This window comes from Pseudomonas sp. PDM27, from assembly GCF_019219205.1.
Lineage (GTDB): Bacteria > Pseudomonadota > Gammaproteobacteria > Pseudomonadales > Pseudomonadaceae > Aquipseudomonas > Aquipseudomonas laurylsulfatiphila.
In genome coordinates this window covers 65,038-89,740 of sequence record NZ_JAHUWF010000009.1, presented here as the reverse complement: position 1 = coordinate 89,740, position 24,703 = coordinate 65,038, and the positions used below count along the sequence as shown (strand labels likewise).

23 protein-coding genes are annotated in these 24,703 nt (G+C 59.6%); 15 read left to right on the top strand and 8 right to left on the bottom strand.

The features are described 5' to 3' along the window. Positions 1–69: 69 nt before the first annotated feature. Entirely contained in the window at positions 70–1,407 is a 1,338-nt protein-coding gene (gene gdhA / locus KW838_RS18990; RefSeq protein WP_102701736.1) for an NADP-specific glutamate dehydrogenase, read from the top strand. Here gdhA and KW838_RS18985 read toward each other — a convergent pair. The 3 genes from KW838_RS18985 to KW838_RS18975 all read right to left on the bottom strand — a co-directional run bounded on the left by KW838_RS18985 (position 1,404) and on the right by KW838_RS18975 (position 4,812). Further along, positions 1,404–1,898 carry a GreA/GreB family elongation factor gene (locus KW838_RS18985; protein WP_102701735.1) on the bottom strand — a complete coding sequence of 165 codons (495 nt, stop codon included), beginning with the start codon at positions 1,896–1,898 and terminating at the stop codon, positions 1,404–1,406. The genes gdhA and KW838_RS18985 overlap by 4 nt on opposite strands. 323 nt (positions 1,899–2,221) lie before the next feature. Then, on the bottom strand, positions 2,222–4,075 hold the full coding sequence (locus KW838_RS18980; RefSeq protein ID WP_218502496.1) for a DUF4105 domain-containing protein: 1,854 nt from the start codon (positions 4,073–4,075) through the stop codon (positions 2,222–2,224). 248 nt (positions 4,076–4,323) lie between these two features. Beyond that, complete coding sequence (locus tag KW838_RS18975; protein WP_007970900.1) at positions 4,324–4,812, bottom strand: DUF3015 domain-containing protein; 489 nt, start codon at positions 4,810–4,812, stop codon at positions 4,324–4,326. Positions 4,813–5,092: 280 nt separating this feature from the next. Between KW838_RS18975 and KW838_RS18970 the strand changes: the two genes are divergently transcribed. Together KW838_RS18970 and KW838_RS18965 are read left to right on the top strand one after the other, a co-directional pair. Further along, positions 5,093–7,531: a Lon protease family protein gene (locus KW838_RS18970; protein WP_007970901.1), complete on the top strand. Its 2,439-nt coding sequence runs from the start codon at positions 5,093–5,095 to the stop codon at positions 7,529–7,531. A 324-nt stretch (positions 7,532–7,855) separates the two neighbouring features. Further along, the gene (locus KW838_RS18965; RefSeq protein ID WP_007970902.1) at positions 7,856–8,197 is read left to right on the top strand and encodes a hypothetical protein; all 342 of its coding nucleotides are present in this window, start codon (positions 7,856–7,858) and stop codon (positions 8,195–8,197) included. A gap of 6 nt (positions 8,198–8,203) precedes the next feature. Here the strand turns inward: KW838_RS18965 and KW838_RS18960 are convergent, their stop codons facing one another. Then, a complete protein-coding gene (locus KW838_RS18960) occupies positions 8,204–10,033 on the bottom strand; it encodes a hypothetical protein (RefSeq protein ID WP_218502494.1) in 1,830 nt (609 codons plus the stop codon). A 170-nt stretch (positions 10,034–10,203) separates the two neighbouring features. Here KW838_RS18960 and KW838_RS18955 point away from each other — a divergent pair, with 170 nt between their 5' ends. The 3 genes from KW838_RS18955 (at position 10,204) to KW838_RS18945 (ending at position 11,924) form a co-directional block, all read left to right on the top strand. After that, positions 10,204–10,692 (top strand): TIGR00645 family protein, encoded by a 489-nt coding sequence (locus KW838_RS18955; RefSeq protein WP_007970904.1) that lies wholly within the window; start codon positions 10,204–10,206, stop codon positions 10,690–10,692. 203 nt (positions 10,693–10,895) lie between these two features. Further along, positions 10,896–11,186 carry a DUF6482 family protein gene (locus KW838_RS18950; protein ID WP_015096896.1) on the top strand — a complete coding sequence of 97 codons (291 nt, stop codon included), beginning with the start codon at positions 10,896–10,898 and terminating at the stop codon, positions 11,184–11,186. A 120-nt stretch (positions 11,187–11,306) separates the two neighbouring features. Continuing rightward, positions 11,307–11,924, top strand: a complete 618-nt coding sequence (locus tag KW838_RS18945; RefSeq protein ID WP_007970907.1) for an FKBP-type peptidyl-prolyl cis-trans isomerase — start codon at positions 11,307–11,309, stop codon at positions 11,922–11,924. Positions 11,925–12,060: 136 nt separating this feature from the next. On the opposite strand, the gene KW838_RS18940 is transcribed toward KW838_RS18945, so the two are convergent. From KW838_RS18940 to KW838_RS18930, 3 genes are all read right to left on the bottom strand, one after another. Further along, positions 12,061–12,318: a hypothetical protein gene (locus KW838_RS18940; protein WP_095965651.1), complete on the bottom strand. Its 258-nt coding sequence runs from the start codon at positions 12,316–12,318 to the stop codon at positions 12,061–12,063. A 199-nt stretch (positions 12,319–12,517) separates the two neighbouring features. Then, positions 12,518–12,859, bottom strand: a complete 342-nt coding sequence (locus KW838_RS18935) for a zinc ribbon domain-containing protein YjdM (RefSeq protein ID WP_218502486.1) — start codon at positions 12,857–12,859, stop codon at positions 12,518–12,520. Positions 12,860–13,062: 203 nt separating this feature from the next. Beyond that, positions 13,063–14,031 (bottom strand): polyprenyl synthetase family protein, encoded by a 969-nt coding sequence (locus tag KW838_RS18930; RefSeq protein WP_007970914.1) that lies wholly within the window; start codon positions 14,029–14,031, stop codon positions 13,063–13,065. 240 nt (positions 14,032–14,271) lie between these two features. Between KW838_RS18930 and rplU the strand changes: the two genes are divergently transcribed. From rplU to KW838_RS18905, 5 genes are all read left to right on the top strand, one after another. Beyond that, on the top strand, positions 14,272–14,586 hold the full coding sequence (rplU, locus tag KW838_RS18925; RefSeq protein ID WP_003176051.1) for a 50S ribosomal protein L21: 315 nt from the start codon (positions 14,272–14,274) through the stop codon (positions 14,584–14,586). A gap of 35 nt (positions 14,587–14,621) precedes the next feature. Continuing rightward, entirely contained in the window at positions 14,622–14,879 is a 258-nt protein-coding gene (gene rpmA / locus KW838_RS18920; RefSeq protein WP_003281574.1) for a 50S ribosomal protein L27, read from the top strand. Positions 14,880–15,074: 195 nt separating this feature from the next. Continuing rightward, positions 15,075–16,298: an Obg family GTPase CgtA gene (cgtA, locus tag KW838_RS18915; protein ID WP_008052064.1), complete on the top strand. Its 1,224-nt coding sequence runs from the start codon at positions 15,075–15,077 to the stop codon at positions 16,296–16,298. Between the two features lie 133 nt (positions 16,299–16,431). Next, entirely contained in the window at positions 16,432–17,550 is a 1,119-nt protein-coding gene (gene proB / locus KW838_RS18910) for a glutamate 5-kinase (RefSeq protein ID WP_033047437.1), read from the top strand. Positions 17,551–17,562: 12 nt separating this feature from the next. After that, entirely contained in the window at positions 17,563–18,027 is a 465-nt protein-coding gene (locus KW838_RS18905) for a CreA family protein (RefSeq protein WP_015096894.1), read from the top strand. Between the two features lie 182 nt (positions 18,028–18,209). Here the strand turns inward: KW838_RS18905 and rpsT are convergent, their stop codons facing one another. Then, a complete protein-coding gene (rpsT, locus tag KW838_RS18900) occupies positions 18,210–18,488 on the bottom strand; it encodes a 30S ribosomal protein S20 (RefSeq protein ID WP_007970922.1) in 279 nt (92 codons plus the stop codon). Between the two features lie 252 nt (positions 18,489–18,740). Between rpsT and murJ the strand changes: the two genes are divergently transcribed. The 4 genes from murJ to lspA all read left to right on the top strand — a co-directional run bounded on the left by murJ (position 18,741) and on the right by lspA (position 24,697). Next, positions 18,741–20,279, top strand: coding sequence for a murein biosynthesis integral membrane protein MurJ (murJ, locus tag KW838_RS18895; protein WP_218502483.1), 1,539 nt, complete (start codon positions 18,741–18,743; stop codon positions 20,277–20,279). Positions 20,280–20,408: 129 nt separating this feature from the next. Further along, positions 20,409–21,347: a bifunctional riboflavin kinase/FAD synthetase gene (ribF, locus tag KW838_RS18890; protein ID WP_104451400.1), complete on the top strand. Its 939-nt coding sequence runs from the start codon at positions 20,409–20,411 to the stop codon at positions 21,345–21,347. Between the two features lie 13 nt (positions 21,348–21,360). Then, positions 21,361–24,192 carry an isoleucine--tRNA ligase gene (gene ileS / locus KW838_RS18885; protein WP_218502481.1) on the top strand — a complete coding sequence of 944 codons (2,832 nt, stop codon included), beginning with the start codon at positions 21,361–21,363 and terminating at the stop codon, positions 24,190–24,192. Further along, positions 24,185–24,697 (top strand): signal peptidase II, encoded by a 513-nt coding sequence (lspA, locus tag KW838_RS18880; protein WP_007970932.1) that lies wholly within the window; start codon positions 24,185–24,187, stop codon positions 24,695–24,697. Before ileS ends, lspA begins: the two co-directional genes overlap by 8 nt. The last annotated feature ends 6 nt before the right edge of the window (positions 24,698–24,703 follow it).

The following is a 24,703-nucleotide window of genomic DNA, read 5'->3' as shown; positions in this document are numbered from 1 at the left end:
GTGCGCGAATCGTTTGTTACAGTCCGGCTCAATCTCCTCCAACGACAATAAATTTGCCGAGACTTTTCCATGATCGAATCCGTCGAATCCTTCCTTGCGCGCCTGAAAAAACGCGACCCGGATCAACCCGAATTTCACCAGGCTGTCGAAGAAGTCCTGCGTACCCTGTGGCCCTTTCTTGAAGTCAATCCGCATTACCTGACCTCCGGCATCCTGGAGCGCATCTGCGAGCCGGAGCGGGCGGTGGTGTTTCGCGTGTCGTGGGTCGACGATCAGGGCAAGGTCCAGGTCAATCGCGGGTTCCGCATCCAGATGAACAGCGCGATCGGCCCGTACAAGGGGGGGCTGCGTTTTCACCCGTCGGTGAACATGGGCGTCCTGAAATTCCTCGCCTTCGAACAGACCTTCAAAAACTCCCTGACTTCATTGCCCATGGGCGGCGGCAAGGGTGGTTCTGACTTCGACCCCAAAGGCAAAAGCGACGCGGAAGTCATGCGCTTCTGCCAGGCCTTCATGAGCGAGCTGTACCGCCACATTGGCGCGGACGTTGACGTGCCGGCCGGGGATATCGGTGTCGGCGCGCGGGAAATCGGCTTCCTGTTCGGTCAGTACAAGCGCCTGAGCAACCAGTTCACCAGCGTGCTGACCGGCAAAGGCCCAAGCTACGGCGGCAGCCTGATTCGTCCGGAAGCCACCGGTTTCGGTTGCGTGTACTTCGCCGAGGAAATGCTCAAGCGCCGCGGCCTGGCCGTGGAAGGTAAACGCGTAGCGATCTCCGGCTCCGGCAACGTCGCGCAATACGCAGCGCGCAAGGTCATGGACCTGGGCGGCAAAGTGATTTCGCTTTCCGACTCCGAAGGCACCTTGTATTGCGAAAGCGGTTTGACCGAGGAGCAATGGCTGGCGGTGCTGGAACTGAAAAACGTACAGCGCGGGCGCATCCGTGAACTGGCCGGCCGTTTTGGCCTGGAGTTCCGCGCCGGTGAGCTTCCGTGGAGCCTGAGCTGCGATATCGCGCTGCCGTGCGCGACGCAGAACGAACTGGACGCCGAAGCCGCTCGCACCTTGCTGCGCAACGGCTGCATCTGTGTGGCCGAGGGCGCGAACATGCCGACCACCCTGGAGGCGGTGGACCTGTTCATCGAGGCCGACATCCTGTTCGCGCCGGGCAAGGCGTCCAATGCCGGTGGCGTGGCGGTGAGCGGGTTGGAGATGTCGCAGAACGCCATGCGCCTGGCGTGGACCGGTGGTGAAGTGGACAGCAAGCTGCACGCGATCATGCAGTCGATCCACCACGCCTGCGTGCATTACGGCGAAGAGAATGGTCGGGTCAACTACGTCAAGGGTGCGAACATCGCCGGCTTCGTCAAAGTTGCCGATGCCATGCTGGCCCAGGGCGTGGTCTAAGTCGGCTCGATACGGATCACTTCAATCAGTTGATCCCCGGCAGGGCGCTGCCACAGCACTTCATCGTTGAGTCGTGCACCGAGCAGTGCCCGACCCAGCGGTGAACCCCAATTGATCAGGCCGTGGGCGGCATCGGCCTGATCTTCGCCCACCAGTTGTACCCGACGTTCGGTGGCGTGCTCATCGGCGTAGGTTACCCAACTGCCGATCTGCACTTTTTCGGTTGAAGTCGCGGCGGGTACCACCTGAGCGCTACTCAGGCGCTGTTTGAAGTAACGCAGATCACGTTCGAGATCGGCCAGGCGCTGCTTGTCCGCCTGCTCGCCTTTTGCCGACTGTTCGGCGTGCAGGCTTTGCAGCTCAGCGACTTTACCCTGCAACAGGCTCAGGCCTTGCGGCGTGACGTAATTGGGCTGCGCGCTGACCTGGCGTTCGACTGGCTGATCGGCCTGCGCGGCGGCGTTATCTTCATTGACGAAGGCACGGCTCATGAAAATCTCCCGATATAGGATTTGGGCCATGGTCGCAGGCATTTGGTTTCACTGAATGTCTGAAAGCGACTTACGGCGAGTGATAGGCCCGGGCGGCGTTCTGATCCTTCTGCTGCCAGGCCGATACGCGGCTGATAAGGAAAGTCTAGAAGCGGATAAGTCGGGTGTTTGTGAAAGGTGTGTATGCATTTTGTCGAACGCCACATACCCCCTGTGGGAGCGGGCTTGCTCGCGAATGCGATCTGTCATTCAAAATTAATGCTGACTGACACACCGCTTTCGCGAGCAAGCCCGCTCCCACAGGGATGTGTGGTGCGTTCGGGTTAGTAGTGGTACCACTTCACCTCAAGCATCACTTCGTTCTCGGCCGACGCCAGATGGCTGAACTCCCGTTGTGCGCTCAAGCGCAGTCCGAGATTGCGGGAGATTTCCCATTGCTGATTCAGGCTCAGGCTGCGGCGCACTTCACCATTGGTGAAAAAGTCGCCCTTGGTTTCGAGGCTCAAATTGCCCAGCGGGTTTTTCCACAGCACCCCAGTGTTGAAACCGGCGGCCGGCGCGATGAATTCGGCGAAGTCGTTGTTGTGCTCGATACGCACAGTGCCCAGGACAAATCCGAGCATGTCCTCGCCCAGTTGCCAGGTTCCACCACCACCGCCGTTGACATGGCTGACCAGGGTTTGGTCATCGTGCTTGCCCGGCACCCGTTCCAGGCCCCCCGTGACTTGCCATGACAGTGGTTGCAGCAATTCGTTACGCGGGGTCAGGGAGCGAATGGTTGCCAGGTCCAGTTGCTGCACCTGCCAGTCGTTGCCTTCGTACTGGCGAAGTTTCAATTGCAGGATTTCGATCTGCGCGCCAAGGGGAAAGCTTTCGCTGTTGTCATTGAGGTCGTGATAGGCCATGCGCAAGCCGTACTCGCCAAAGGCCTTGTCTCCACGGGTGCCGAGACCGAGCTGCCAGGTGCGCGACTCGTGACCGTCTTCAGGCAGGCCGGGTTGCGGGATATTCAGCTCCGGCGCCGGGTTCTGGTTGATCGCCCGCAGCAGTTCGAAGCTGCGCTGGGCGCGCGCCGGATCGCGTTCCTGGCCGTTGGCGCGATAACGCTCCAGACGATAGGCAGCATCGATGATCAGCGCCTGGCGGTCGCGGGGTTGTGCCTTGAACGCCGGGTCGTGCATTTGTTTCTGGTCGGCACTGACTTTCAGCACCCATTGCTGTTCTTCAGGGTTCAACGGCTCGGCGCGACTGAGCAACTCGCGCTCCCGGGACGGACGATACTGGATCGATTCCACCAGCCCGGCCGCTTTCACGGCCTTGACGGTGTCGGTGGGGATGGCCGTGAGCGGGAATTGCTCGGTCAGGCGCAGGCTCGGGCGAGCCACTTGCAGCAGTTCCAGCAAGCGGTATGAGCAGTTTTCGTCGAAGAAGAAATAGTCGAATTTGACCTGCTTCAGCTCCCAGACGTGCTCGACCATGCGCGCGGTTTCCTGTGGGGTCAGGTTAAGGCGGTACTCCCACAGGTCGCGGTTTTCCAGGCTGCGGTATTCCGAGAGCTTTTCCTGGTAGGGCACCATCGCGAACAGGCCGGGATAACCGCCCATCAGGCCTTTCCAGGCATAGATGATGCTGTTGTCCGAGCCCTCGATGTAGGCGCCGAAGTTGATCGCGTAACTGAGCAGCGAAGTCTTGTCGCTCTTCACTTCGGCCTGGTCGATGCGCAGCAGGGTATGGCCGAACATCGAGGAAGGGCTGTTCAGGTAAGCCGCCGGGAAGATCATCACCGCGCTGTCGGGCGAGACGTCCTTGAACCATTGCTTGAACGCTGCGCAGTCCGGCGTTGGCAGACCGGTCAGGCCGAGTTGTTCCTTCAGCCAGCGGGTGCGGGCCGGGTAGACGCATTGCGCGTGTTGTTCACCGGCACTGGCCGGGGCGTACAAGGCTTGTACAGTCGCCGCCAGTTCATGGTCCGGATGTTCATTGCCATCGGCGGCGAGGAAGAATTTCCGGTCGCTGACATAGCTGCGCCAGCCGCCGAGCTTGGCGGTTTCGTAATGGCCCAGGGATATCCAGAAAGGGTCGTTGGCCAGTTGCTGCAAACGTTGTGGATCGATGTGGGGCGCGGCGGACAGCGGGGCGCAGACACACAGCGCCAGCCAGGCAAGGCGTTTGAACATAAATGGCAACTTAATCGATAGAAACTGAGCCCCGACCAGGATAGTGCCAGTCAGTCAAACCCATTCCATGTGGGAGCGGGCTTGCTCGCGAAAGCGGTGGGTCAGTCAACATCATCGTCAATTGATACACCGCATACGCGAGCAAGCCCGCTCCCACAGGTTTTGCGCGTTGACTTACCGACGCTCCCAAAGAGGGGCAGGTCCAAAAAACAAAACCCGCTTCCCGAAAGAAGCGGGGCGGGTCGAGCTTAAGCTTGAGTGGCGTACTTGGCCAGACGAGGGTCGGCCTTGAGCACGGCCAGGGTGTTGGTATGCACATCTTCGGCCGTCACGTCAGCCTTGCTGAAGATCTGCTGGAAGTGCTCGTGAGTGACGGCGGCGAAGTGCGCACGGTCTTCCGGCGCTACGCCCAGTACCACGGCATAGGTGGTCAGCGCTTCGCCCTGACCCTTGGCCATGTCTTCGGACAGCTCGTTCATCATGCCGTTCATGGCAAACCAGGATTTGCCGCCATAGGTCAGCGACGCATTGGTTGCGCAACCGTTGGTGCCGGATGTCATGCCGAAGGTTGCGTTGCCGGAAGTGCCGTTGGTGGTGGATGCCAGGAAGTGAGCCGGAGTACCACGCTGGCCTTCGAACAGCATGTTGCCCCAACCGCAATCCGGGCCGCCTGGCGCCTGAGCCATGGCGTTGATGGATACAGCGGTGAAGAGAGTACCAAGAAGAATCCGTTTCATAGCTTTGTTCTCTTTATGTGCATACCAATTTGACAGGGGGTTCTGGCCCGTCTGGTGCCAGTGGGCCGGTCATTAGTCCAGCCGCGCAGTTTGGAGTTTAGGCACGATCGCGGGGTTCCGTGATTTTTTGTAAAAACAATCGTCGCAAACAGTGATTTGGCGCGGCTCTACGACGGGGTTTGTGCTTGTCTATGCTTTGGCCTGCGGCGCTCCTTGCCAGTCGGGCATGGGCAGCGCCAGAATGCTGCCATCTGCCCCGCCTGATTGTTAAGGAAGCCCGATGCCTGATCCTGTTGCTGCCAGCTTGCGTCTAGCGCCCGAAGCGCTGACCCGTCCGTTTTCCGCTGAACAGTTCAGCTTCTCTACCACCAATGATCTGGAGCCCTTTCGCGGTGTGCTTGGCCAGGAACGTGCGGTCGAAGCCTTGCAGTTCGGTGTGGCCATGCCACGCCCCGGTTACAACGTATTTGTCATGGGCGAGCCGGGGACTGGCCGGTTCTCGTTCGTCAAACGCTACCTCAAGGCCGAAGGCAAGCGCCTGCAGACTCCGGCGGACTGGGTCTACGTCAACAATTTCGATGAGCCGCGGGAGCCGCGCGCGCTGGAACTGCCGTCGGGCACTGCCGGTGCCTTCATCGGTGACATCAACGGCTTGATCGACAACCTGCTGGCGACGTTTCCGGCTGTCTTCGAGCATCCGTCCTACCAACAGAAGAAAAGTGGCATCGACCGCGCCTTCAACCAGCGCTACGACAAGGCCCTGGACGTCATCGAGCGTCTGGCGCTGGAAAAGGACGTCGCACTCTACCGCGACGCCAGCAATATCGCCTTCACCCCGATGGGCGACGGCAAGGCGTTGGACGAAGCTGAATTCGCCCAGTTGCCGGAAGCCGAACGCGAGCGCTTTCACGAGGATATTTCGGCACTGGAAGAGCGCTTGAACGAAGAGCTCGCCAGCCTGCCGCAATGGAAGCGTGAGTCGAGCAACCAGTTGCGTCACTTGAACGAAGAAACCATCACCCTGGCCTTGCAGCCCTTGTTGTCGCCATTGTCGGAGAAGTACGCCGAGAACGCGGCGGTTTGCGGTTATCTGCAAGCCATGCAGGTGTATTTGCTCAAGACCGTGGTCGAGCAACTGGTGGACGACAGCAAGACCGACGCTGTCGCCCGCAAGTTGCTGGAAGAACAATACGCACCGAGCCTGGTGGTCGGTCACTCGGCCAGCGGCGGTGCGCCAGTGGTGTTCGAGCCGCACCCAACCTACGAAAATCTCTTCGGTCGTATCGAGTACAGCACCGACCAGGGCGCGCTGTACACCACCTACCGCCAATTGCGGCCGGGGGCCTTGCACCGGGCCAACGGTGGTTTCCTGATCCTTGAAGCGGACAAAATGCTCAGCGAGCCATTCGTGTGGGACGCACTGAAACGCGCCCTGCAATCGCGCAAGCTGAAAATGGAATCACCGCTGGGTGAACTGGGCCGTCTGGCCACTGTGACCCTGACACCGCAACACATTCCGCTGCAGGTCAAAGTCGTCATCATCGGTGCCCGTCAGCTGTATTACACGCTGCAAGACCTCGATCCGGATTTCCAGGAGATGTTCCGCGTCCTGGTGGATTTCGACGAGGACATCCCGATGGTCGACGAGAGCCTGGAGCAGTTCGCCCAGTTGCTCAAAACCCGTACTTCCGAAGAAGGCATGGCACCGCTGACCGCCGATGCGGTGGCGCGTCTGGCGACTTACAGCGCCCGCCTGGCCGAACATCAGGGGCGCTTGTCGGCGCGTATCGGTGACTTGTTCCAGCTGGTCAGCGAGGCCGATTTCATCCGCCACCTGGCCGGTGATGAAATGACCGACGCCGGGCACATCGAACGGGCACTCAAGGCCAAGGCCACGCGAACCGGGCGGGTTTCGGCGCGGATTCTCGACGACATGCTGGCCGGGATCATCCTGATCGACACCGACGGCGCAGCGGTCGGCAAGTGCAACGGCTTGACCGTGCTGGAGGTCGGCGACTCGGCTTTCGGTGTGCCGGCGCGGATTTCCGCCACGGTGTACCCGGGTGGCAGCGGTATTGTCGACATCGAGCGCGAGGTCAACCTCGGCCAGCCGATCCACTCCAAGGGCGTGATGATCCTCACGGGGTATCTGGGCAGTCGCTACGCCCAGGAATTCCCGCTGGCGATTTCCGCGAGCATCGCCCTGGAGCAATCCTACGGTTATGTCGATGGCGACAGTGCGTCCCTGGGCGAGGCCTGCACTCTGATCTCGGCCTTGTCGAAAACCCCGCTCAAACAGTGTTTTGCCATCACCGGTTCGATCAACCAGTTCGGCGAAGTGCAGGCGGTGGGCGGGGTCAACGAGAAGATCGAGGGCTTCTTCCGTCTGTGCGAAGCCCGCGGGTTGACTGGCGAGCAGGGGGCAATCATTCCGCACGCCAACGTCGCCACGCTGATGCTCGACGAGAAGGTGCTGGCGGCGGTGCGTGCGGGGCAGTTCCATGTCTACGCGGTCCGTCAGGCCGACGAAGCCTTGAGCTTGCTGGTTGGCGAGCCGGCCGGCGAACCGGACGAGAATGGCGAGTTCCCTGAAGGCAGCGTGAACGCGCGGGTAGTGGAGCGCTTACGGGTTATCGCGGAAATGATCAGCGAGGATGATCTGAAGGAAGCCGAGAAGGAGTTGGCGCAGGAGGCGTTGGCGGAAACCAAGCCGGCTTGATGCATCGTTGATCTGAAACTGTGTAATCCCTTGTGGGAGCGAGCTTGCTCGCGATAGCGGAATTTCATTCGACCGATATGTTGAATGTTCGACCGCTATCGCGAGCAAGCTCGCTCCCACAAGTTTTTTTGTGGTGGGCATCGAAAAGCGTCGTCGAAATGACGTCAATATTCACACTATGACCATTCGGCGCCTTTCGGTCTTGCCTCGGCCTGCAAGCCGGACTTTTCTTCTATTCTCTGCTCAGGGATATCGACAGTAATCACAGGATCGAAACAGCCTTCACATGGGGGCTGAATACCGGATCTACCGAGGGTCGCCGCCATGTCGCGCAACCTCTGCCTCACCCGTCAATGCCTGGGCCTTGTGACCCGTATCGAGTGTGCCATCCGTCCGTTGGCAGGAGACACGGGCATGTGGACTCTGTTGTTCGCCGCCGGAATGGCCGGTGAGCAACCTTCGGCCATCAAGGCCCAAGGCCCGTTTCATGGGCCAATCGCCGCTGAATCAATCCTCGACACCATCGTTGAAAGCCTGACCCTGCACGGCTACGAGTTGGCCGACGATCCGCAAATCTGGTGCCTGCACCTGCAAGCCCAATTGCGGGAAATCAACGGTGGTCGCTGCCGTAACCTGGGCGGCTTCGAGTTTCACCCCGAGCACTGAGTCGCACTATTGATCAAGGCGTGTCATGTCGGCCTTGTCGAGTTTGACCTCGAAACCATATTGCACGGTGGCGAGGTCAGTGCGCTGATAGGTTTCCAGGCGCGTAGGCTGCCCGTAGAAGTAATGCACGGCAAATTGCGCCCGACCTTGTGCGTTCGCGCCATGGCTGACCGATAGAATTTCCTTCAAGTAATTGCCGCTGTCGTCTTTGGCGAAAAAGCGCCAGTCCTGGGCGGGAAATGCCTTCAGATTCACCACCAGGGCATTGTCCTTGAGCTCAAGGCCTTTGGGCAGTTGACGGGTATCGACGGTTTTTTGCTCGATCGTGGCCAGGAACAGTGGCATCGAGCCCACTGCGTAGGCCGGCGTTTCCGGAAACAGATTCAGATCGTAGGTGATGGTGCCGCGCAGTGGATCGATCTGGTAAGCCTCGGGGGGCAGCTCGATCGGTTCGTCGCGCTTACCACGCGTGTCTTCGGTAAAGAAACTCACCGGGCTTTCACCGGGGTTGAGCGATGTGCCCAGCAGTTCATCGTTGAAGCTGCGCAAATGGGTGAATTCGATTCGAGCAGCGCTGGGGTCGTCGACCGACTGGCTGATGCTGACGTTCTTTTTCAGTTGCTCCTCGCTCAGCGTTGCCCCTTTTAGCCAGGTTGCCGCCTGGTCGTCATAGACCACCACGGGCAGGTTCAAGGGCTGAATGCCCTTGTCCGGGGTCTCGGCATCGAAGCGCCGGACCGGCAGGTCCAGGTCTTTGCGGGTGACCGTGGCGGCGGAAAAATCCAGCATGCTGACTTCGAGGGTTTCGATCGTCCCGTTGAAATACACCTTCGAATAGCGTCGGGCCTGCTGTTTCTCAAAGGTGCGTTGTTCTTCGTCGAGTTGCTTTTCCAGCGTCTCGCTCCAGCTCTTTTGTTGCTGCATCTTGGCCAGTTGCTGCCGATAGAAGGCAATTTGTGTCGCGGTTTCGTTGATCGAACCTGCGCGCGTGATGTATTGCCCGGTGCTGTCCCTGGCCTGGACGATCAAGGGGTTCAGTGGTGTTTCACTGACTTCAGGTGCCAGCGGCGCGCTGTTGTTGTATTCGATTTCCGCGTAGTTGTTCGTCAGTGTGAGCAAGGTGACGCTCAGGTTGTCATTGGTGCGGGTCTGGCCAATGTCCTTTTTCGTCAGGTCGAAACTGTAGAGCCGGCGGGGCGCGATGACTTCGACCTTACCCTGCAGGCTCACGGGCTGCGGCTGATTTTTTTTGTCGATGTCGAGGCCTTCGATGAAGGGGTAGGCCACTGTCAGGTCGTCGGGGTTGGTCAGGTTGGAACTCGATGGGCTGAGTTGAATGCCGGGGTCGGTTTCCGACCATTCCGGCTGGAAGGCAATCACCCGTTTATTGCTCAGGGTGACGGACTGCCATTCCAGGCCGTGGGGAAACAAAAACGCGGCAGGAACGCTGAACGTGAAGGGAAACACCGGTTGCAGATCGGTCAGGTAGTCGGAACTCGAATCCTTTTGCAGCACGAACAACCCGTTGATGTAGGTGTCGACCAGGGCCTGCGGGGTCGGGTAGTGCTTGAGCATGGCAAGGGCGTCTTCGCCGTATTCGGTTTCCACCGGTTTGCTGTCGAGCTTGAGTTGCGCGCGCTCGAGCAGCAGCAGTGAGCCGCCCAGCTCCGACACGGCATCCTTGAGCTTCGGATCCTGGATGGTGTCCAGCGACTTTTCGAACTGCGCGGTTTTTTCTTCGAGGCTGACCTGGCGTTTTTCATCGCTGGGTGAGCAGCCACTTAGCAGCAGCGCCAGGCAAATGCCGGCACTCGTCAAAGGCAATCGCACATCCATTTCCAGTCTTCCTGTCCAATATCACTGAGCGTTCAATGATTTGGACACTAGCAGAAAAACCTTGATACACAGGCGCAGGTGGCGGATTTTTCGACGTTTTCTGGCAGCTTCTGGATAGGGGCGGGCGACTGATATACTCGCCGCCATTTCCAGTCCACATGTGAGATTCAATGGAACGCTTTATCGAAAATGCAATGTACGCCTCGCGCTGGCTGCTGGCGCCGATCTATTTCGGCCTGTCCCTCGGGCTGTTGGCGCTGGCACTGAAATTCTTCCAGGAAGTCTTCCACGTCATCCCGAACGTGTTCTCGATGGCCGAATCGGACTTGATCCTGGTGCTGCTGTCGTTGATCGACATGGCGCTGGTGGGCGGTTTGCTGGTGATGGTGATGATTTCCGGATACGAGAACTTCGTCTCGCAACTGGACATCGACGACAGCAAGGAAAAGCTCAACTGGCTCGGCACCATGGACTCTTCGTCGCTGAAGATGAAGGTGGCCGCGTCGATCGTGGCAATCTCGTCCATTCACCTGCTGCGCATCTTCATGGACGCCAAGAACGTCGACCCCGAACATCTGCAGTGGTACGTGATCATCCACATGACCTTCGTGGTCTCGGCATTCGCCATGGGTTACCTGGATAAAGTCACCAAGCACTGATTTCAACTTCCATTGTGGGAGCGTGGCTTGCCCGCGATGGCATCACCTCGGTCTGTCGATGAACCGCAGTGATGCCATCGCGGGCAAGCCACGCTCCCACAGGGTTGCAAAACAGACGGGCGGCGACGTCTGTGGCTTGTGCTTTGATGCACCGAAGCCTATCCCTGTAAGTATGTTGGCTCGCCATTGCGTGAGGTGCGTACATGAACCTGCAAGAGTTGAATGCCTATGCCGTCGCCGGGAAGGTCGATGAGCTGAACCTGATCTCCATGGAAGGTGGCATCTACCTGCTTGAGGCGCGGATGCATGGCGCGGCGTATCCATTGAGCGATGCGCACGGGCACATGATGAGCCTGCGTTCGGTGGAGCATGCCCGCGATGTGCTGCGCTCCTTTCCCAAGCTGCACTTCAACCTTGTGCACACCGTCGTGCATGACGAGATGTGCGGGCTGGTTGCCGATGTGCAGGATACCCTGAAGGTGCCGATCGCCTGACGTCCCTCATCAATGGCATGTCATCTGTGCTAGTCTGCTGGCCCTTTTGGTTCCGGGCGCTCCGGGACGCGCTGTGCACGCACGGCAAGTTCCAGGCCGTCCGCACAGCGGAGCAGTGTCATGTCCGAAGTAAATCTGTCCACCGACGAAACCCGCGTCAGCTACGGCATTGGCCGTCAGCTGGGCGACCAACTGCGTGACAACCCGCCACCGGGTGTCAGCCTGGACGCGATCCTGGCGGGTCTGACCGACGCATTCGCCGGCAAGCCAAGCCGCGTGGGTCAGGAAGAAATGTCCGCCAGCTTCAAAGTCATTCGTGAAATCATGCAGGCCGAAGCTGCAGCCAAGGCTGAAGCGGCCGCTGGCGAAGGCCTGGCTTTCCTGGCTGAAAACGCCAAGCGTGAAGGCATCACCACTCTGGCTTCCGGCCTGCAGTTCGAAGTTCTGACTGCTGGCGAAGGCGCCAAGCCATCCCGTGAAGACACCGTGCGTACTCACTACCACGGCACCCTGATCGACGGCACTGTGTTCGACAGCTCCTACGAGCGCGGCCAGCCTGCAGAATTCCCGGTTGGCGGCGTGATCGCCGGCTGGACCGAAGCCCTGCAACTGATGAACGCCGGTAGCAAATGGCGTCTGTACGTGCCGAGCGAACTGGCTTACGGCGCTCAAGGCGTTGGCGGCATCCCGCCGCACAGCGTACTGGTGTTCGACGTCGAGCTGCTTGACGTTCTGTAAGACCTGGCCCGATATGGCGTCGGGCTAATAATGTGGGAGCGAGCTTGCTCGCGATGGCGTTTATTCAGTCGACAAACAGGTTGCCTGACACACCGCTTTCGCGAGCAAGCTCGCTCCCACAGTTTTTTACGGTGATTCATAGTTCGATCTTGTGGTGCAGTTCACTGTGCGGGCGCAATGCCCGGGCATAGCAGAACAGAAACAGATTGCGCACCAGTTCCTTGAGCACCACCGGCTCGCTTGAGCTCAGGCCGTTGACGTCCAGGTCACCCTGGTCCTGCAGCTCGTTCAAGGCTTCTTCTTCCAGTACGGCACAGACTTCCCCGGTTTCCCGATGCAGGATCCTGAGGTAAGGGTGTGGGCGGTCCAGCCAGGCATCGATCAAATAAGTCATGGTTCTCATCTCCACTGAGGGTTTGATGAGAATAATTCTTATTCATCAAATAGCAAGGGCCTATTGGCGGTTTGCGCTTTTTTCCGGGTAAAGATTGCGTCAGGTCAAAAGGACTGGCGTCTGGCTATTACGTGGATTTACCGGGTGAGGGGGGGAGGGAGTTCCATCCCGCGTCGGGCGCAGGATGGATGCAGCAGAATCAGACTTTTCTGACGAATTCGGACTTGAGTTTCATCGGGCCGATGCCGTCGATCTTGCAATCGATGTCGTGATCGCCATCGCACAGGCGGATGTTCTTGACCTTGGTGCCGACCTTGACCACCAGGGACGTACCCTTGACCTTGAGGTCCTTGATCACGGTGATGGTATCGCCGTCCTGCAGGACATTGCCGACCGAATCCTTTTTCACTGAGTCATCGGACGCCGCTTCGGCTTCACCGCTGGCGGACCATTCGTGGGCGCACTCGGGGCAGATCAGTTGGGAGCCGTCTTCGTAGGTGTATTCGGAATTGCATTTTGGGCAGGGTGGCAGCGTGCTCACTAAGGCTCCTTGGATTCAGGATCGCTAAAAAGCGCACATTATATAGGGTTTTAGGTGGGAGAGGGCACGGCGCAGGAAAACCTGTGGGGAACATACCTGTGGGAGCGAGCTTGCTCGCGATGGCGTCCTTTCAGTCAACAACAATGTTGAATGTAAGTGCCTAATCGCGAGCAAGCTCGCTCCCACAGGGTTTTGCAGTATTGTCAGTGCGTGCGGGCTACCGCGAACTCACTCAATTCAACCAGCGCATCGCGGTATTCGCTGGCGGGCAGCGCTTCGAGGCACTTGATCGCGCGGGCCACATAATCGCGGGCCAGTTGTGCGGTGTACTCCAGCGAACCCGAGGCTTCCACGGCTTCGCGGATGCTTTCCAGATCTTCGATTCCGCCTTTCTGGATCGCCTTGCGCACCAGGGCGGCCTGTTCCGGCGTACCTTCGCGCATGGTGTAGATCAGCGGCAGGGTCGGCTTGCCTTCGGCCAGATCGTCACCGACGTTCTTGCCCAGGGTCTCGGCGTCGCCTTTGTAGTCAAGCAGGTCGTCGACCAGCTGGAAGGCCACCCCCAGGTGATCCCCGAATGTACGCAGGGCTTCGGCCTGTTCCGGCGTGGCTTCGCACAGGGCGGCGGCACTGTGGGTCGAGGCTTCGAAGAGCATCGCGGTCTTGCCGCGGATGACTTCCATGTAGGTTTCTTCGGTGGTGCTGGCGTCCCGCACCTTCGACAGCTGCAACACTTCGCCTTCGGCGATGATGCGCGTGGCTTGCGAAAGGATCTTCATCACTGGCATGGAACCCAGTTCGACCATCATTTCGAAGGAACGCGAATACAGGAAGTCACCGACCAGCACGCTTGGCGCGTTGCCCCACATGGCGTTGGCGGTCGAGCGGCCACGACGCATGCCGGACATGTCGACCACGTCGTCATGCAGCAGGGTGGCGGTGTGCAGGAACTCGATGGTGGCGGCCAACAGGCGCAGTTCGTCGCCTTCACGGCCCAGGGCCTTGCCACACAGCAGCACTAATAAGGGGCGCAGGCGTTTACCGCCGGCCGAGGTGATGTAATCGCCGATTTTCGATACAAGCGGCACCCGCGAAGTCAGCTGCTTCTTGATGATGCCGTCGACGGCGCTAAAATCGTCCGCCACCGCGCGGTAGAAAGCTTGGGGTTGCATCAGCGACAGTCGCTCCAGAAGGGTTGCGCGGCATGCTAGGACCCACGCCAGCAGGTGTCAAGGCGCGATGGACGGCCCCTTGCAAGGCTGGCGTGGCTTGCGTACAATCGCGCACCCTGAACTTCCTGGGCAGCACCTGCCTTACGCAATTGCAAGCGGGCCTTCCAGCCCCATGCAGCCATGCCAGCCAATACCTCTTCTTATAAAGAGCTGGGTGAGCAGGATTATCGGAGAAATACCATGTCTTATGCAGTAATCGTTACTGGCGGCAAGCAGTACAAAGTCGCCCCAGGTGAATACCTGAAGATCGAAAAACTGGAAATCGCTACCGGCGAATCCGTTACCTTTGATCGCGTTCTGTTGGTTGCCAACGGTGACGACGTGAATATCGGCGCTCCAGTTGTTGCTGGCGCTACCGTTGTGGCTGAAGTGATCTCCCAAGGTCGTCACGATAAAGTCCGCATCATCAAGTTCCGTCGCCGTAAGCACCACATGAAGCGTATGGGCCACCGCCAGTGGTACACCGAGATCAAAATCACCGGTATTCAGGCTTAATTTCAGCCTAATTCCTCACTAGGAGAATTGAACTCATGGCACACAAAAAAGCTGGTGGTAGTACCCGTAACGGTCGCGACTCAGAAGCCAAACGCCTTGGCGTGAAGATGTATGGCGGCCAGGCTATCAAAGCAGGCAACATCATCGTGCGTCAGCGCGGTACCCAATTCCACGCTGGCTACGGCGTTGGCATGGGTAAAGATCACACCCTCTTCGCTAAAGTCGAAGGCGTGATCAAGTTCGAAGTAAAAGGCGCCTTCGGTCGTCGTTACGTGAGCGTAGTCGCAGCTTAATTGCGCGATCGCTGGAAAAGCCCTGTCTCGCGACGGGGCTTTTTCGTTTGTGGGGTGAGTCTCTTGCAAAGCTGTTTGTATGGGCTGTCGGCGTACGATGTAGGTGTCGTGGTTTGGGGTCGCTGCGCTCATTTTTGCAAGAGTCTTATGTCTTGATTGTTTTTCGGCTCGTCCGTATGGCGAGAGGCGTTTGTTATGAAGTTTGTTGATGAAGTATCGATTCGAGTAAAGGCCGGTGATGGCGGCAATGGCGCCATGAGTTTCCGTCGGGAAAAATTCATCGAAAACGGTGGTCCGAACGGTGGTGATGGTGGTGATGGCGGTTCCATCTACATGATGGCCGACGAAAACCTCAATACCCTGGTGGACTACCGTTACACCCGGCACTTCGATGCCGAGCGTGGCTCCAACGGCGGCAGCACCGACTGCACCGGCAAGAAGGGTGAAGACCTGATCCTGCGCGTTCCGGTCGGCACCACGGTGATCGACTCCGCAACTCAGGAGGTCATCGGCGACCTGACCAAGGCCGGTCAGAAATTGATGGTAGTGCAGGGCGGCTGGCATGGTCTGGGCAATACCCGTTTCAAATCCAGTACCAACCGTGCGCCGCGCCAGACCACTCCGGGCAAGCCGGGTGAGCAGCGCGACCTGAAGCTGGAAATGAAAGTACTGGCTGACGTCGGTCTGCTGGGTTTGCCGAACGCCGGTAAAAGTACCTTTATCCGCTCGGTTTCGGCTGCCAAGCCGAAAGTTGCCGACTATCCGTTCACCACGCTGGTGCCGAACCTGGGTGTGGTCAGCGTCGATCGCTGGAAGAGCTTCGTCATTGCCGATATTCCGGGTTTGATCGAAGGCGCTTCCGAAGGTGCTGGTTTGGGCATTCGCTTCCTCAAGCACTTGGCGCGTACGCGTCTGCTGCTGCACCTCGTGGACATGGCGCCGCTGGATGACGCCAGCGCACCGGATGCCGCTGAAGTGATCGTCAACGAGCTGATCAAGTTCAGCCCGTCCCTGGCGGAGCGTGATCGCTGGCTGGTCCTGAACAAGTGCGACCAGATCCTTGACGAGGAGCACGATGCTCGCGTCAAGGAGATCGTCGATCGCCTGGAGTGGACCGGTCCGGTCTACGTAATCTCGGCCATCTCCAAGCTCGGTACCGAGCGTCTGTGCCACGACATCATGCGTTACATGGAAGATCGTGCTGATCGCCTGGCCAATGACCCGGCCTACAAGGAAGAGCTGGCCGATCTCGATCAGCGCATCGAAGACGAAGCTCGCGCGCAGCTGCAGGCGCTGGATGACAAGCGTGCCCTGCGTCGCAGCGGCGTGAAGTCGGTCCACGACATCGGCGACGATGATTGGGACGAAGAAGATGTGGATGACGAAGACGGTCCGGAAATCATTTACGTGCGTGACTGATTCGTTGCGATAAACTTAAGCGCCGCTCAATCGAGCGGCGTTTTAGTATCTGTAAATCGTTGGTCGCGAATAGCCACGAATAACGTCACGGGCAGTGCCAGGTCGCGCTGTCCTCAAGCTAAGGTTGAAGATGATGCGGAGCAAGGTGACAGGTGCGCAGCGTTGGGTCGTGAAGATCGGCAGCGCTTTGCTGACGGCGGACGGCAAGGGCCTGGATCGCGCGGCAATGGGTGTCTGGGTTGAGCAGATGGTGGCCTTGCATGAGGCGGGTGTCGAACTGGTGCTGGTGTCCTCCGGGGCGGTGGCGGCCGGTATGAGCCGCTTGGGCTGGACTTCGCGACCCAGTGCGATGCACGAGCTTCAGGCTGCTGCTGCAATCGGCCAGATGGGGCTGGTGCAGGCCTGGGAGTCGAGCTTTGCCGAGCATGGTCGGCATACTGCGCAGATTCTCCTGACCCACGACGACCTGTCCGACCGCAAGCGCTACCTGAACGCCCGCAGCACCTTGCGCGCATTGGTCGAGCTCAAAGTCATTCCGGTCATCAACGAGAATGACACCGTGGTCACCGACGAAATCCGTTTCGGCGACAACGACACCCTGGCGGCGCTGGTGGCGAACCTGGTCGAGGCGGACTTGCTGGTGATCCTGACGGATCGCGATGGCATGTTCGATGCCGATCCGCGCAACAATCCGGATGCCCAACTGATTTACGAAGCGCGTGCCGATGATCCGGCGCTCGATGCGGTAGCGGGCGGTACGGGTGGGGCGCTGGGGCGTGGCGGTATGCAGACCAAGCTGCGCGCGGCGCGTCTGGCGGCCCGTTCCGGTGCTCACACCATCATCGTCGGTGGGCGGCTTGAGCGTGTGCTGGATCGCCTCAAGGCGGGCGAGCGCATTGGCACCCTGCTGTCGCCGGAGCGCGGCATGCTGGCGGCACGCAAGCAGTGGCTGGCCGGTCATCTGCAAACCCGTGGCACCCTGGTGCTGGATGCCGGCGCGGTGACCGCGTTGTCCCAGGGCAACAAGAGCTTGCTGCCGGTCGGGGTCAAATTGGTGCAGGGCAGCTTCCGTCGCGGCGAGATGGTGGTCTGCGTGGCGCCGGACGGTCGTGAGATTGCCCGCGGCCTGGCCAACTACAGTGCGCTGGAAGCGCAAAAAATCATCGGTCAGTCGTCCGAGGCGATTGTCGGTCTGCTGGGTTACATGGCGGAGCCGGAACTGGTTCACCGCGATAACCTGATCCTGGTCTGAAGGAATACCTGAATGCGCGTGGCAAAAGGATTGTTGGGATTGCTGTTGGCGATGCCGCTGCTGGCTTCGGCCGAGGAAATCGGTCAGGTGTCGACGGTGTTCAAGTTCGTCGGGCCAAATGACCGGATCGTGGTCGAGGCCTTTGATGATCCCAAGGTCGAGGGTGTGACCTGCTACCTGTCGCGCGCCAAGACGGGCGGGGTCAAGGGTGGTCTTGGGTTGGCCGAAGACCGTGCCGAGGCGTCTATCGCCTGCCGGCAGGTCGGGCCGATCAGCTTCAAGGGTGAGCTCAAGGATGGCGACGAGGTGTTCAAGGAGCGCACGTCCCTGGTGTTCAAGACCATGCAGGTGGTGCGCTTCCTCGACAAGAAGCGCAATACGCTGGTGTACCTGGTGTACAGCGATCGCTTGATCGAGGGCAGTCCGCAGAATGCGGTGACGGCGATTCCGATCTTGCCGTGGGCGCACGCCCAGTAATTTCACGCAAATCAAACTGTGGGAGCGAGCCTGCTCGCGAAGGCGGCGTGACAGTCGGTGATGATGCTGAATGTGATGGCCTCTTCGCGAGCAAGCCCGCTCCCACATTTTTTTGCGGTGCCTGCTAAATCGCAGGCAATAAAAAACCGACCCTGAGGTCGGTTTTTTAATGAGCGTGTCGCTTAGGCAGCAGCGGCAACGTTCAGGGCCTTCACGTGGCCATTCAGGCGGCTCTTATGACGAGCGGCCTTGTTCTTGTGGATGATGCCTTTATCGGCCATACGGTCGATAACTGGCACAGCCAGAACGTAAGCGGCTTGAGCTTTGGCAGCGTCTTTTGCGTCGATGGCCTTAACTACATTCTTGATGTAGGTACGAACCATGGAACGCAGGCTGGCGTTGTGGCTGCGACGCTTCTCAGCCTGTTTTGCACGTTTTTTGGCGGAAGGTGAGTTGGCCACCGTCGAGCTCCTCGAAAGACTTTTTAGGAAATAGCAAACAAAATAGGCCGCGAATCATGCCGATGAGTTGAAGTCTTGTCAAGGGCGCTTGAAACGTTCCGCTAAGTGGTAGGCGTGGTGCGACGGGATATTTCTTTCCGGCGTGTGACCTGTAAACTCGCGAGCTTTGGCTCTGTGCTGTTGCGGCGCGGAGTATCGCACAAGTAGGCGCGTAGTTCGCCTGCTGTTTATCGACAGGCACAAACTCTTTCCATGAATCTGCTCAAATCGTTGGCCGCCGTTAGCTCTATCACGATGCTTTCCCGGATTCTGGGGTTTGTCCGAGACACCCTCATCGCGCGTACATTTGGCGCAGGAATGGCGACTGACGCCTTCTTTATCGCCTTCAAATTGCCCAATCTGCTGCGGCGAATCTTTGCCGAGGGGGCGTTTTCCCAGGCGTTCGTGCCGATTCTTGCCGAATATAAAAGCCAGCAGGGTGAAGAGGCGACGCGTACCTTCATCGCTTACGTCTCGGGCCTGCTGACGCTGGTACTGGCGCTGGTCACGGCGTTGGGCATGATCGCCGCGCCGTGGGTCATCTGGGTCACCGCGCCGGGTTTCACCGACACGCCGGAAAAATTCGAACTGACCTCCAGTCTGTTGCGGGTGACCTTTCCCTACATCCTGCTGATTTCCCTGTCGTCGTTGGCCGGCGCGATCCTCAATACCTGGAACCGCTTTTCGGTGCCGGCCTTCGTGCCGACCCTGCTGAACGTCAGCATGATCATCTTTTCGGTGTTTTTGACGCCGTACTTCGATCCGCCCGTCATGGCGCTCGGCTGGGCGGTACTGGTCGGCGGCCTGGCGCAGTTGCTCTATCAGCTACCGCACCTGAAAAAGATCGGCATGCTCGTACTGCCGCGCCTGAACCTGCGTGACAGCGGTGTGTGGCGCGTCATGAAGCAAATGTTGCCGGCCATTCTCGGTGTCTCGGTGAGCCAGATTTCGCTGATCATCAACACCATCTTCGCGTCTTTCCTGGTGGCCGGTTCCGTGTCGTGGATGTATTACGCCGACCGTTTGATGGAGCTGCCGTCCGGGGTGTTGGGCGTGGCGCTGGGGACGATTCTGCTGCCGACCCTGGCCAAGACCTACGCCAGCAAGGATCGCCACGAATACTCGCGCATCCTCGACTGGGGCCTGCGACTGTGCTTCGTGCTGGTATTGCCTTGCGCCCTGGCGCTGGGGATTCTGGCCGAACCGCTGACGGTTTCCCTGTTCCAGTATGGTCAGTTCGATGCCCATGATGCGGCCATGACCCAGCGTGCGTTGATCGCCTATTCCGTGGGGTTGCTCGGGATTATCGTGATTAAAGTGCTGGCGCCGGGCTTTTATGCGCAACAAAACATCCGCACGCCGGTGAAAATCGCAATTTTCACGCTGGTCGTCACTCAGTTGTTTAACCTGTTGCTGATTGGTCCTTTGGCTCACGCGGGCCTGGCGCTTGCCATCAGCGCTGGCGCCTGTCTCAATGCGGGGTTGCTCTTCTATCAGCTGCGTAAACAGCAGATGTACCAGCCGCAACCGGGCTGGGCAAAGTTCGGCTTCAAGCTGGTGATTGCGGTGTCGGTGATGTCTGGCGTGTTGCTGGCAGGGATGCATTTCATGCCGGCCTGGGGTGAGGGGCAGATGCTTGAGCGTTTCCTGCGTCTGGGTGCCTTGGTCGTTGCCGGTGTGGTGGCCTATTTCGGCATGTTAGTGTTGATGGGCTTCCGTTTGCGCGACTTCAATCGCAAGACGCTGGGCTGAGGTTCCGGCCTCGATAAACACGGGCGGGCCGGCGGTTTTGTCGGCTCGATCACTTTGGGTTACGGTGTTGCCTGTCGTCGGCCGCCGGGTGTGGTTATAATCGACCACTTTATGAGCAAGAAGCGCGTTATGCAGCTGGTTCGAGGCCTCCACAATCTGCGCCCCCAGCATCGGGGCTGTGTCGCCACTATTGGCAACTTTGACGGTGTACACCGTGGCCACCAGGCTATCCTGGCGCGGCTGCGTGAGCGTGCGCTCGAGTTGGGCGTGCCCAGTTGCGTGGTGATTTTCGAGCCGCAACCGCGCGAGTTCTTCGCTCCGGAGACCGCACCGGCCCGTCTGGCCCGTCTGCGGGACAAGCTGCAATTGTTGGCCGCTGAAGGCGTCGATCGCGTTTTGTGCCTGGCTTTCAACCAGCGCCTGAGCAAACTCAGCGCCAGCGAGTTCGTCGATACCATTCTGGTCGATGGCCTGGGTGTCCAGCACCTGGAGGTCGGTGATGACTTCCGTTTCGGTTGTGACCGCGCGGGAGATTTCGATTTCCTGCAACAGGCCGGCATCCTTCAGGGATTTACCGTCGAAGCGGCGCAAACCGTCGAGCTGGATGGCATCCGGGTCAGCAGCACGCAGGTCCGCAATGCCCTGGCCGCCGCGGATTTCGCCCTGGCCGAACGCCTCCTCGGGCGGCCGTACCGGATCGCCGGTCGCGTATTGCATGGCCAGAAGCTTGCTCGGCAGTTGGGTACGCCCACGGCCAACATACAACTCAAGCGCCGTCGCGTACCGTTCACCGGGGTTTACCTGGTGGACGTCGAGATCGATGGCAAGACCTGGCCCGGCGTCGCCAATATCGGCGTGCGGCCCACGGTTCAAGGTGATGGCAAAGCCCACCTGGAAGTGCATCTTTTAGATTTTGCCGGCGATCTGTATGACCGGCGTTTAACGGTGGTATTCCACCACAAGCTGCGTGAAGAGCAGCGTTTCGCCTCTCTGGAGGCACTGAAAACGGCGATCAGCGCGGATGTCGCCGCCGCCCGTGCACTAGCCGCACCTAGCGCCCATCGCTAATGAAGAGCCTTAAATGACCGACTATAAAGCCACGCTAAACCTTCCGGACACCGCCTTCCCAATGAAGGCCGGCCTGCCACAGCGCGAACCGCAGATCCTGCAGCGCTGGGACAGTATTGGCCTGTACGGAAAGTTGCGCGAAATTGGCAAGGATCGTCCGAAGTTCGTTTTGCACGACGGCCCTCCGTACGCCAACGGCACGATTCACATCGGTCATGCGCTGAACAAGATTCTCAAGGACATGATCATCCGCTCGAAGACCCTGTCGGGCTTCGACGCGCCTTATGTCCCGGGCTGGGACTGCCACGGCCTGCCGATCGAGCACAAGGTCGAAGTGACCCACGGCAAGAACCTGGGCGCGGACAAGACCCGCGAACTGTGCCGCGCCTATGCCACCGAACAGATCGAAGGGCAGAAATCCGAGTTCATCCGTCTGGGCGTGCTGGGCGACTTCGCCAACCCGTACAAGACCATGGACTTCAAGAACGAGGCCGGGGAAATCCGTGCCCTGGCTGAAATCGTCAAGGGCGGTTTCGTGTTCAAGGGCTTGAAGCCCGTGAACTGGTGCTTCGACTGCGGTTCGGCCCTGGCTGAAGCGGAAGTCGAGTACGAGAACAAAAAGTCCTCGACCATCGACGTGGCCTTCCCGATTGCCGACGAAGCCAAACTGGCTGCCGCCTTCGGTCTGCCTGCCCTGGGCAAACCGGCCTCGATCGTGATCTGGACCACCACCCCGTGGACCATCCCGGCCAACCAGGCGTTGAACGTCCACCCGGAATTCAACTACGCCCTGGTCGACGTCGGCGATAAGCTGCTGGTGCTGGCTGAAGAGCTGGTCGAGTCGTGCCTGGCGCGCTACTCGCTGGAAGGTTCGGTGATCGCTACCGCTGCTGGTTCGGCGCTGGAACTGATCAACTTCCGCCACCCGTTCTACGACCGCCTGTCACCGGTATACCTGGCCGACTACGTCGAGCTGGGCGCCGGTACTGGCGTGGTTCACTCCGCACCAGCTTATGGCGTGGACGACTTCGTGACCTGCAAGAAGTACGGCATGGTCAACGACGACATCCTCAACCCGGTACAAAGCAACGGCGTGTACGTGCCTTCGCTGGAGTTCTTCGGCGGCCAGTTCATCTGGAAGGCCAACCCGGCCATCGTCGACAAATTGACCGAAGTCGGTGCGCTGCTGCATACCACCATCATCGAACACAGCTACATGCACTGCTGGCGCCACAAGACCCCGCTGATCTACCGCGCCACCGCGCAGTGGTTCATCGGCATGGACAAGCAGCCGACCACCGGCGACACCCTGCGCCAGCGCTCGCTCAAGGCCATTGAAGACACCCAGTTCGTCCCGGCATGGGGCCAGGCACGCCTGCACTCGATGATCGCCAACCGTCCGGACTGGTGCATCTCCCGTCAGCGCAACTGGGGCGTGCCGATCCCGTTCTTCCTGAACAAGGAAAGCGGCGAGCTGCACCCACGTACCGTCGAACTGATGGAAGAAGTTGCCAAGCGCGTCGAAGTCGAAGGCATCGAAGCCTGGTTCAAGCTGGACGCCGCCGAGCTGCTGGGCGCCGAAGCGCCGCAGTACGACAAGATCAGCGACACCCTGGACGTCTGGTTCGATTCGGGCACCACGCACTGGCACGTCCTGCGCGGTTCCCACCCAATGGGCCACGAAACCGGCCCGCGCGCCGACCTGTACCTGGAAGGTTCGGACCAACACCGCGGCTGGTTCCACTCGTCGCTGCTGACCGGTTGCGCCATCGACAACCACGCGCCGTACCGCGAACTGCTGACCCACGGTTTCACCGTCGACGAGTCCGGCCGCAAGATGTCCAAGTCCCTGGGCAACGTGATCGCGCCGCAGAAAGTCAACGACACCCTGGGCGCCGACATCATGCGCCTGTGGGTCGCATCTACCGACTACTCCGGCGAAATGGCCGTTTCCGAGCAGATCCTGCAACGCAGTGCGGACGCCTACCGGCGTATCCGTAACACCGCGCGCTTCCTGCTGTCGAACCTGACTGGTTTCAACCCGGCCACCGACCTGCTGCCGGCCGAAGAAATGCTGGCGCTGGACCGTTGGGCCGTGGATCGCACCCTGCTGCTGCAGCGTGAGCTGCAAGAGCACTACAGTGAATACCGCTTCTGGAACGTGTACTCGAAGATCCACAACTTCTGCGTGCAGGAGCTGGGTGGCTTCTATCTCGACATCATCAAGGATCGCCAGTACACCACTGGCGCCGACAGCAAGGCCCGCCGTTCGTGCCAGACCGCGCTGTTCCACATCTCCGAGGCGCTGGTGCGCTGGATCGCGCCGATCCTGGCGTTCACCGCCGACGAACTGTGGCAGTACCTGCCGGGCGAGCGTAACGAGTCCGTCATGCTCAACACCTGGTACGAAGGCCTGAGCGAGCTGCCGGAAGGCTTCGAGCTGGGTCGCGCCTACTGGGACCGCATCATGGAAGTGAAGGTCGCGGTCAACAAAGAAATGGAAATCCAGCGTGCAGCCAAGGCTGTCGGTGGCAACCTGCAAGCCGAAGTGACGTTGTTCGCCGAAGACGCGCTGACTGCCGACCTGGCCAAGCTGAGCAACGAACTGCGTTTCGTGCTGATCACCTCGACTGCCAGCGTTGCCCCGTTTGTGAAGGCACCCGAGGACGCGGTCGTTACTGAAGTCAGCGGCCTGAAGCTGAAGATCGTCAAGTCGGCCCACGCCAAATGCGCCCGTTGCTGGCACTGCCGCGAAGACGTCGGCGTGAACCCGGAACATCCGGAAATCTGCGGTCGTTGCGTGGATAACATCAGCGGCGCTGGCGAGGTCCGTCACTATGCCTAATGCCGTTGGCCGTTTCGGACGGCTGAGCTGGCTCTGGTTGAGTTTGCTGGTCCTGGTCATCGACCAGGCCAGCAAGTTCTACTTCGAAGGCAAGCTCCAGATGTACCAGCAGATCGTGATCATCCCCGATTACTTCAGCTGGACCCTGGCCTACAACACTGGCGCGGCGTTCAGCTTCCTGGCTGACAGCTCCGGCTGGCAGCGCTGGCTGTTCGCCTTGATCGCGGTGGTGGTCAGTGCGGTGCTGGTGGTGTGGCTCAAGCGTCTGGGGCGCAACGAGACCTGGCTGGCGGTCGCGCTGGCGCTGGTGCTCGGCGGCGCGCTGGGCAATCTGTATGACCGCATTGCCTTGGGCCATGTGATCGATTTCATTCTGGTGCATTGGCAGAACCGCTGGTATTTCCCGGCGTTCAACTTTGCCGACAGCGCAATTACCGTTGGTGCGGTGATGCTGGCACTGGATATGTTCAAAAGTAAAAAGACCGGAGAAACCGTTCATGACTGAACAGGT

Bases quoted from the DNA above. Each gene is read 5' to 3' on its own strand.
- gdhA (WP_102701736.1), top strand. From the start codon at position 70: ATGATCGAATCCGTCGAATCCTTCCTTGCGCGCCTGAAAAAACGCGAC.
- KW838_RS18985 (WP_102701735.1), bottom strand. From the start codon at position 1,898: ATGAGCCGTGCCTTCGTCAATGAAGATAACGCCGCCGCGCAGGCCGAT.
- KW838_RS18980 (WP_218502496.1), bottom strand. From the start codon at position 4,075: ATGTTCAAACGCCTTGCCTGGCTGGCGCTGTGTGTCTGCGCCCCGCTG.
- KW838_RS18975 (WP_007970900.1), bottom strand. From the start codon at position 4,812: ATGAAACGGATTCTTCTTGGTACTCTCTTCACCGCTGTATCCATCAAC.
- KW838_RS18970 (WP_007970901.1), top strand. From the start codon at position 5,093: ATGCCTGATCCTGTTGCTGCCAGCTTGCGTCTAGCGCCCGAAGCGCTG.
- KW838_RS18965 (WP_007970902.1), top strand. From the start codon at position 7,856: ATGTCGCGCAACCTCTGCCTCACCCGTCAATGCCTGGGCCTTGTGACC.
- KW838_RS18960 (WP_218502494.1), bottom strand. From the start codon at position 10,033: ATGGATGTGCGATTGCCTTTGACGAGTGCCGGCATTTGCCTGGCGCTG.
- KW838_RS18955 (WP_007970904.1), top strand. From the start codon at position 10,204: ATGGAACGCTTTATCGAAAATGCAATGTACGCCTCGCGCTGGCTGCTG.
- KW838_RS18950 (WP_015096896.1), top strand. From the start codon at position 10,896: ATGAACCTGCAAGAGTTGAATGCCTATGCCGTCGCCGGGAAGGTCGAT.
- KW838_RS18945 (WP_007970907.1), top strand. From the start codon at position 11,307: ATGTCCGAAGTAAATCTGTCCACCGACGAAACCCGCGTCAGCTACGGC.
- KW838_RS18940 (WP_095965651.1), bottom strand. From the start codon at position 12,318: ATGACTTATTTGATCGATGCCTGGCTGGACCGCCCACACCCTTACCTC.
- KW838_RS18930 (WP_007970914.1), bottom strand. From the start codon at position 14,031: ATGCAACCCCAAGCTTTCTACCGCGCGGTGGCGGACGATTTTAGCGCC.
- rplU (WP_003176051.1), top strand. From the start codon at position 14,272: ATGTCTTATGCAGTAATCGTTACTGGCGGCAAGCAGTACAAAGTCGCC.
- rpmA (WP_003281574.1), top strand. From the start codon at position 14,622: ATGGCACACAAAAAAGCTGGTGGTAGTACCCGTAACGGTCGCGACTCA.
- cgtA (WP_008052064.1), top strand. From the start codon at position 15,075: ATGAAGTTTGTTGATGAAGTATCGATTCGAGTAAAGGCCGGTGATGGC.
- proB (WP_033047437.1), top strand. From the start codon at position 16,432: ATGCGGAGCAAGGTGACAGGTGCGCAGCGTTGGGTCGTGAAGATCGGC.
- KW838_RS18905 (WP_015096894.1), top strand. From the start codon at position 17,563: ATGCGCGTGGCAAAAGGATTGTTGGGATTGCTGTTGGCGATGCCGCTG.
- murJ (WP_218502483.1), top strand. From the start codon at position 18,741: ATGAATCTGCTCAAATCGTTGGCCGCCGTTAGCTCTATCACGATGCTT.
- ribF (WP_104451400.1), top strand. From the start codon at position 20,409: ATGCAGCTGGTTCGAGGCCTCCACAATCTGCGCCCCCAGCATCGGGGC.
- ileS (WP_218502481.1), top strand. From the start codon at position 21,361: ATGACCGACTATAAAGCCACGCTAAACCTTCCGGACACCGCCTTCCCA.
- lspA (WP_007970932.1), top strand. From the start codon at position 24,185: ATGCCTAATGCCGTTGGCCGTTTCGGACGGCTGAGCTGGCTCTGGTTG.